Origin of the sequence: Xenophilus sp. Marseille-Q4582 (genome assembly GCF_916700565.1) — a bacterium.
Classification (GTDB): domain Bacteria; phylum Pseudomonadota; class Gammaproteobacteria; order Burkholderiales; family Burkholderiaceae_C; genus Xenophilus.
Genome location: NZ_CAKAKO010000009.1, coordinates 83,857 through 91,371, shown reverse-complemented (window position 1 = coordinate 91,371; position 7,515 = coordinate 83,857). Strand labels below are relative to the sequence as shown.

General features: G+C 71.3%; 6 protein-coding genes and 1 pseudogene. 4 read left to right on the top strand and 3 right to left on the bottom strand.

The annotated features are described in order from the left end of the window. Window positions 1–1,451, top strand: a pseudogene (locus tag LG388_RS26335) (hypothetical protein); the annotation flags it as partial. Between the two features lie 122 nt (window positions 1,452–1,573). After that, window positions 1,574–3,109, top strand: a complete 1,536-nt coding sequence (locus tag LG388_RS26330; protein WP_225785496.1) for a hypothetical protein — start codon at window positions 1,574–1,576, stop codon at window positions 3,107–3,109. Window positions 3,110–3,184: 75 nt separating this feature from the next. On the opposite strand, the gene LG388_RS26325 is transcribed toward LG388_RS26330, so the two are convergent. After that, the gene (locus LG388_RS26325) at window positions 3,185–3,502 is read right to left on the bottom strand and encodes a hypothetical protein (protein ID WP_225785495.1); all 318 of its coding nucleotides are present in this window, start codon (window positions 3,500–3,502) and stop codon (window positions 3,185–3,187) included. A 184-nt stretch (window positions 3,503–3,686) separates the two neighbouring features. Between LG388_RS26325 and LG388_RS26320 the strand changes: the two genes are divergently transcribed. Further along, on the top strand, window positions 3,687–4,322 hold the full coding sequence (locus LG388_RS26320) for a DUF6806 family protein (protein WP_225785494.1): 636 nt from the start codon (window positions 3,687–3,689) through the stop codon (window positions 4,320–4,322). Between the two features lie 190 nt (window positions 4,323–4,512). Next, complete coding sequence (locus LG388_RS26315) at window positions 4,513–5,847, top strand: MFS transporter (RefSeq protein WP_225785493.1); 1,335 nt, start codon at window positions 4,513–4,515, stop codon at window positions 5,845–5,847. On the opposite strand, the gene LG388_RS26310 is transcribed toward LG388_RS26315, so the two are convergent. Both LG388_RS26310 and murI read right to left on the bottom strand, forming a co-directional pair. After that, complete coding sequence (locus tag LG388_RS26310) at window positions 5,836–6,627, bottom strand: hypothetical protein (RefSeq protein ID WP_225785492.1); 792 nt, start codon at window positions 6,625–6,627, stop codon at window positions 5,836–5,838. The genes LG388_RS26315 and LG388_RS26310 overlap by 12 nt on opposite strands. Next, on the bottom strand, window positions 6,627–7,514 hold the full coding sequence (gene murI, locus LG388_RS26305) for a glutamate racemase (protein ID WP_225785491.1): 888 nt from the start codon (window positions 7,512–7,514) through the stop codon (window positions 6,627–6,629). Before murI ends, LG388_RS26310 begins: the two co-directional genes overlap by 1 nt. Window position 7,515 lies beyond the last annotated feature (1 nt).

The window sequence follows — 7,515 nt, the reverse complement described above, 5'->3', positions numbered from 1 at the left end:
CCCCACCTCCGCCCCCCGCCGCTGCACCGCCGCCCCCGCTCAGCGTCATCGGCATGGGCTCCCAGACCATCCGCAGCGTGTTCGCGCCCCCGCCCCAGCCGCAGAACCGCATGGCCTATGCCACGGGCGGCTTGGTGGACGCCGAGGAAGCCCGGCGCCGCCTGGGCGTGACGCCTGACCAACCCTATCCCGAGCAGGGCGGTGCGGCCTTCGGCGTGTTCCCCCAGATGCCCCGCGCGCGCACCCCGCTGGCGACCCAGGCTCAGGTCCGCGCCGTGGACAACCAGCCGGCCAGCCTGTCCGCAATGGCCGCGGCTCCTGTCGCGCCGGCGCCCGCCGCCCAGGCTCTTGCGGCTCCCGCGCCGGCCCCGCTGGGTGGCGGCACGATCAACGACGGAACCCGGTTGGGCCTCGTCGGCGCCGCCGGCGTGACTTCTGCCGACCGCGTCGGCCAGATGAACCGCAGCGCCGAGGCTTCGCGCGGGCTGTCGCAGATGGCCCTCGAGCAGGCACGCCTGGGCATCGGCGGGCCCACCCCCGGCCTGGGCGTCATCGGGCCGGCGGACTACGCCAATCGGAACGCCGACTTCAACGACAGCGCCGCCATGCGCACCGCGGCGGCGCGCGGCTCGTGGTCGCCCCGTGGCGGCTTCCGCTCGGACGATGGAGCGATCCAGGCTGCGAGCATCCCGCTGGCCCAGCGAGCGCGGGAGCGCATGGCGACCGAGGCACAGGCCGGCGCGCTGGAGCGCACGCAGTTGCAGGAGCAGGGGGCGAACGCGCGAGAGCGGATCGCGGCGGGCCAGCGGGCCGAGTCCAACGACATCGCCCGCCAGCGCCTTGCCATCGACGCAGCCACGGCTGGTTTGCAACCGGGCTACCGGCGCACGGCCAATGGCGGCGTGGAACCGATCCCTGGCAGCCCGGCATCGGTGGAGGCCGCAGAGCGCGAGAAGACCCGGCAGGCTGGTTTCGACTCGACCCGGCAGACCATCGGGACCATCAACCGGCTGCTGAGCAGCGACGGCCGTGCAGGCGCCACCGGCACGGTCAACTTCTTCCGGCACATCCCCGGCACCAGCGCGGCCGACTTCGCCGCCGAGGTGGAAACGCTCAAGGCTCAGACTTTCCTGCCGATGGTTCAGCAGCTGCGCGGCATGGGCGCGCTGTCGAACGCTGAGGGCGACAAGCTGAACGCCGCAGTGGGTGCGCTCAACTTCAACATGAGCGAAAAGGCCTTCGCCGAGTCCCTGGGCCGCATCCGCGATCAGTTCGGCCTCGCCTTGCAGCGCGCCGGTATCGATACCCGGGACATTGCGACCTGGGGCACGAACACGCCTTCGACCGTTTCGAATGCACAGCGGCCCGCGCCGGCCGTTGGAGCAGTGGAAAGCGGCTACGTGTTCCTGGGCGGCGACCCGTCGAACCAGGCGAGCTGGAGGAAGCAGTAATGGCCGGCCCATGGGAAAACTACGCAGCAGCTCCGGCTGCCGGGCCCGCAGCAACGCCAGCAGCAGATGGCCCGTGGAGCCGCTACGCTGTGCAGGCCCCGGCCACGCCGCAGCCCAGCACCATGGACGCCATCGGCGCCGGCCTCGTGCGCGGCGTGCGCGACGTGATCGACAAGCCGGCCCAGATGCTGGCCAATGCTTTCAGTACGTCGGAGGGGCAGCGCGTGCAGGCCCTGAACGAGCAGGGCGCGGCCGACTTCAAGGCCGGCTACGACGGCAGCACCGCGGCGGACGTGGCGCGCATCGGCGGCCAGGTGGCGGCAACCCTGCCGGCGGCCGGCATCATCGGCGGCGGTGTCGGCGCCGCCGGCGCGCTGGCGGCGGCCCCTCGTGTCGCCCAACTCGGCGCGGCGATCAGCAGCGGCGGGCTCACTGCCCAGGGCGCAAGCCTGGCCACACGGGCGGCCGGCGGCGCCATCGCAGGCGGCGCCACAGCGGGCCTCGTGGATGGCGAAGCCGCCGGCTCGGGCGCCCTGATCGGCGCAGCACTGCCGGGCGCGGTGCGCGGGCTTGGGCTGGCGGCCAACCGGCTGGGCAGCGTGGTGCGCGGGCCAGAGGTGGCCACCGGCATCCGCGAGGCAGCGCAGGCGGGCCAGGCCGCCGGCTATGTCGTGCCACCCACGCAGGTAAACCCCTCTCTGGTCAACCGCGTGATGGAAGGCGCCGCCGGCAAGCTGTCCACCGCCCAGAACGCCAGCGCGCGCAACCAGGAGGTCACGAACCGCCTGGCGCGCGAGGCCATCGGCGCCGCCGACCTGACGCCCGAGAGCTTGGCCGCCGTGCGCTCGACCGCCAATGCCGCCTATGACGCGCTGGGCCGGTCCGCCCCGTTCGTGGCCGACGACGCATTCCGCTCTGCCCTGCAGAAGGCCACGGGCAACGCGCGCGCCATGACCAAGGACTTCCCCGAGTTGCGCAACAGCGAGGTGGAGGCACTCGTCGACGGCCTGTCGTCCCGCGGCGAGTTCGGCGCCCAGTCCACCATCGAGGCGATCAAGCAGATGCGCTTCAACGGCTCGGCCAACCGGGCGAGCCTGGATCCGGCGAAGAAGGCGCTCGGCAGCGTGCAGATGAAAGTGGCCGGCGCCCTGGAAGACCTGATCGACCGGAACCTGGAGCGCACGGGCCAGCAGGAACTGCTGACCGGCTACCGCGCCGCGCGCCAGACGCTGGCCAAGGTCTACGACATCGAGAAGGCGCTGAACCCTACGACGGGCAACGTGGATGCTGCCAAGCTCGCCGCCGCGCTCAAGAAGGGCAAGCCCCTGTCCGGCACGCTGCGCGAGGCCGCAGAGTTCGCGCAGGCCTTCCCCAAGGCCGTACAGACGCCAGAACGCATGGGCAGTCTGCCGGGCACGTCGCCCCTGGATTGGGCGGCGGTGGGCGGCATCGCTGCGGCGTCGGGCGGCAATCCGCTGTCGTTCGCCGGGCTGGCCGCTCGCCCGCTGGCACGCGCCGCTGCGCTGTCGGCGCCGGTCCAGCGCGGGCTCGTCCGGGCAGCCGAAGAAGCCGCCCAGCCCCGCCTTGGCGTCAATCCGGGCGCCGCTGCCCTTCTTGGCCGGACTGCTTACGCCGCCCCTGCAAGTCGCGACCAGTGAGGCCCGTCCACAGCCCCCACGCGATGGCGGCCAGGCAGATCAGGCCGAACTTGCTGAGCTGGTAGGCGGTGAAGGTCATGGGGGGAGTGTAGGGGTGGAGCCGAAAGAGCTGGGCACGAGCCACCATGTCTGCCGGATGTAGGCATTCTGAGGCGAAGTCTCGTCCTGGCCGTAGATCATGATGCCGCCGGCCTCGATGCGCTTGACGTGCGCGTACTGGAGCATCAGTGGATGCTCGCCGGCCTGCCGAGGCTGGAAGATGGCATCGGTTCTTGGGAAGCGGAGCTTGGGGTTCTGGCCCATCCACAGCCAGCCCGCGATCCCGGCCGCCCGCACCTCGTCCACGGGCAGCTTCTTGCCGTCGCGGCGCAGGATGTAGAGGGTGCAGAACATGGGAGAGGTCGCTATTCTGGGGTCAGAAGGGCGTGAGACAATGCCCAGTAGACGCCGGACGGCGGCAGTGCGAGCGCAAAGCGCCCCCGCAATTTGCCCCCAATTTGGGCCGTAGACCCGCATGGATGCTGGATCTGCGGTGCCCGCTCCGGGCACCACCAACACGAGTACAAGGGAGCTGCTCATGCCTCGCTACAACGCTCCATTCGAGATCCACGTGCACGGTGATGTGCCGTTGCGTGCCGATGTGACCTTCGCCCAGATCCAGGAGGCGCTCAAGCCGCTGTGGGTCTATGCCGGCGCCAAATCCCTGGCCGACGGTGCCGCCAGTTCCTACGAGGAAGAGCCGGGCATCCGCTTCGAGCAGAAAGAGCACGTACTGCAGGTCTGCTGGACGGTGGCCGGCGACGAGGATTTCCGCCAGGCGCTGGACGAGATGTGCATGGGCCTGAACGAGCTGGCCGAGCAGGGTGCGGCCATCGAGGTCACCTTCTATGACACCGAATTCGACGAGGAAGAGGGCGGCGATCCGGAAGAGGAATCGCGCGACGACTTCGTGATGCTCTTCGTGGGCCCCAACCCGGCCGCCATCATGCAGGTGCAGCGCGACCTGCTGGTCGAGGACGTGGTCAACCTGATGGAGCGCCATTTCGACGGTGCCGAACTGGGCGGCGTGGTGGCCGAGATCGATCGCCTCTTCAGCGACCGTTTCGATGCGCTGGTGAATTCGCTGGAGATCGGCAAGCCCCCGCGCGGCGGTTCCGGCGGTCCGGGTGCGGGGGGCCACGGTGGTGGGCGCCGCCCGCGCCATTTGCATTGAGTTGGGGCCGGGTGGCCCGGCCGCTCGCATCGGGCATCCGGGGCATCGAGGGCGCCGTGCGGCTGGGCCAGGCCGGTGCTCCAGGCCTGCCCGCATGAGACTGTCCCGCCGCAACTGTCGCGCCTGATTGTCATGGCCCGGGCGGGGCGCTTCGTTATGCTCGCTCCCGTCTGAACCTGGAGCGCATGGCGTGTCTTCTTCCTCCCCTGCGGTGCTGCGCCCCGGTGTGCGCAAGCGCGAAGTCTTCGGCTGGGCCATGTACGACTTCGCCAACTCGGGCTACACCACGGTCGTCATCACGGCGGTCTTCGCGGCCTATTTCGTCGGCGGCGTCGCGCGCTCGGCGCCCTGGGCCACTTTTGCCTGGACCCTGGCGCTCAGCCTCTCCTATGGCCTGGTGATGCTCACCATGCCGGTCATCGGCGCCTGGGCCGACCGGCACGGGGCGAAGAAGCGCGTGCTGATGGCCACCACGGCCGCCTGCGTGCTCGGCACGGCGGCCCTGGCGCTCACGCCGCAGCTCAGCGGCGCGGCTGCCGTGGCGCTGGCCATGGCGCTGGTCGTGCTGTCCAACACCTTCTATTCCTATGGCGAATCGCTGACGGGCGCCTTCCTGCCCGAGCTGGCCACCGCCGAAGGCATGGGCAAGGTCAGCGGCTGGGGCTGGGCGCTGGGTTATGTGGGCGGCATGCTGACCCTGGGCGCGTGCCTGGCCTATGTGCTGTGGGCGCAAGGCCGCGGGCTGGCCGCTGCGCATTTCGTGCCGGTCACGATGCTGATCACGGCGGCGGTCTATGCGCTGGCCGCCTGCGTGACCTTCGGCCTGCTGCCGGAGCGCGCCCGGCCGCAGGCTCAGGCGCCCGAGAGCAGCTGGCAGCAGTTGCGCCGCACCTTCGGCCGTGCGCGCGAGCACCGCGATTTCATGTGGCTGCTGGCCTGCACGGTCTGCTATCAGGGCGGGGTGGCGGTGGCCATCACGCTGGCCGCGATCTACGCGGAGCAGGTGATCGGCTTCGTGCCGAGCGAGACCATGGTGCTGATCTTCGTGTTGAACCTCGCGGCGGCCGGCGGCGCCTTCGCCTTCGGCTATCTGCAGGATGCGCTGGGCCACCGGCCTGCACTGGCCGGCTCGTTGCTGGTGTGGGTGGCGGTCTGCGTGATCGCCGCGCTGGTGACGACCAAGGAAGGCTTCTGGTGGGCTGCGGGCCTCGCTGGCCTGGCCATGGGCGCGAGCCAGTCGGCCGGGCGCGCGATGACGGGCGTGCTCGCACCGCCTGCGCAACTGGCCGAGTTCTTCGGACTCTGGACCTTTGCCACGCGCCTGGCCAGCATCATCGGTCCGCTCTCCTATGGCGCCATCACCTGGATGACGGGCGGCAACCAGCGCATCGCCATCCTGTGCACCACGGTGCTGTTCATCGCGGGGCTGCTGTTGCTGCTGCCGCTGAACATGGCGCGCGGGCGGCAGGCCGCCCTGCAGGCTGGCAGCGGCGGGCCACCCGGCCCGGGGGCCTCAGAACGGTGACTTGAGCGGCGCCGGCGCCGCGTAACGCTGGCCGTCGTGGCGCAGGCGCAGCGGCGTGTGGCGCGCCGGCCCGGTCTGTTCCAGGCATTGGCCGTCGAGCTGCCGGCGCGCGCGGCTGGGCGTCAGCGTGCGTGACAGCACAAGGTCGGCCCAGCGCTGGCCCGCCGAGCCGTCGACCGTGAGCAGTGAACGCAGGCGCTCGAACTGGCCGTCGCATTGCAGGTCCCAGCGGCCGTTGTCGCGGTCCATCTCGGTTTCGGCCAGCACTTCGTGGAGCTGCCGCCCCTGCGGCAGATACAGGCGCAGCGTTTCGTTCGCGAAGGGGGCGGCCAGGTCATCGCCGCGGTAGCGCGCGCGCAGGCCGAAGGCGCGCTGCCCGGGCGCGAGCAGGTAGCGCGCCGTGTCGATGCGCAGTTCCTGCAGCACCGGGCCGCGTTCGCTCAGCGCACCCGGCTGGTAGCTGCGCGCGATGACGGCATCGCGCTCGGTGTTGCCGTTGTCGGGGCGCTGGATCAGCAGCACCGCCAGGTCCAGCGTGCGCTGGCCCGGCGGCATGTCGACCGGCGGCAGCAGAGGCAGCACGACGATGCTGCGGCCGGCATAGGCCGGCCAGGCCTTGCAGGCGGCCAGTGCATGGTCCAGCGTACGCGCCGGGTACAGCTGCGCCTGCATGCGTTCGGCCAAGCCGCTTTCGCACGCGGCGTGGGCAGGCAGCGCGAGCAGTGCCGCAGCCGCCAGCAGCAGGGCAGGCCCGCAGCCGCGCTGCATGCCGCCACGCATCACCGGCCGCCGGCCGGGGCAACCGTGGCGGGCTCGGCCACCGGGGCGCCGTTCAGCCAGCGATCCGTGGCGCGCTGCAGTTGCGCCGCATCGCCGCTGGTCAGCAATTGCAGCGAGCCCGGCGCGCTGCTGTCGCGCAGCAGGCCTGCCGCTGCGAGCAGCCGCTGCGTCTGCTGCGCCACGGGCACACCCGTGTCGATGAAGCGCAGCGTGGCGGGCGCGTGTTTCTGCAGCTGTTCCTGCACCAGTGGATAGTGCGTGCAGCCCAGCACCACGGTGTCGGCCTGACCCGGTCCGTCGCCCAAGGGGCCGGCCTGGCCCATGTAGAGGGCGCACAGCGCGGCGACACCCGCTTCGTCGAAGCCCTCGATGGCACGCACCAGCCCGTCGCAGGGCACGGCGCGCACCAGCGCGGGGCCGCCGTGCATGGCCTGCAGGGCGGCGTACTTGGCGCTGCACAGCGTGCCGCGCGTGGCCAGCACGGCCACGGTGCCGGTGCGCGTGGCGGACACGGCAGGCTTCAGGCCCGGCTCCAGCCCCACCAGTGGCAGTTGGGGATGGTCCGCCCGCAAGACATGGATGGCCGCGGTGGTCGCCGTGTTGCAGGCCACCACCAGTGCCTTGATGCCGTACTCGCGGATCAGCAACCCGGTCACGGTGCGGGTGCGCTCGATGACATAGGCATCGCCGCGCTCGCCATAGGGGGCGTAGGCGGTGTCGGCGTAGTAGATGAAGTCTTCGTGCGGCAAAAGCTCGCGCAGCGCCCGCAACACGCTGAGGCCGCCCACGCCGCTGTCGAACACACCGATGGGGGCGCCCCGCGCCGCCTTCGGCCCGGCGTTACCGGGCGGCGCAGTGTCTGCGAGCGAGAGGGGGGAAGCGGGCATG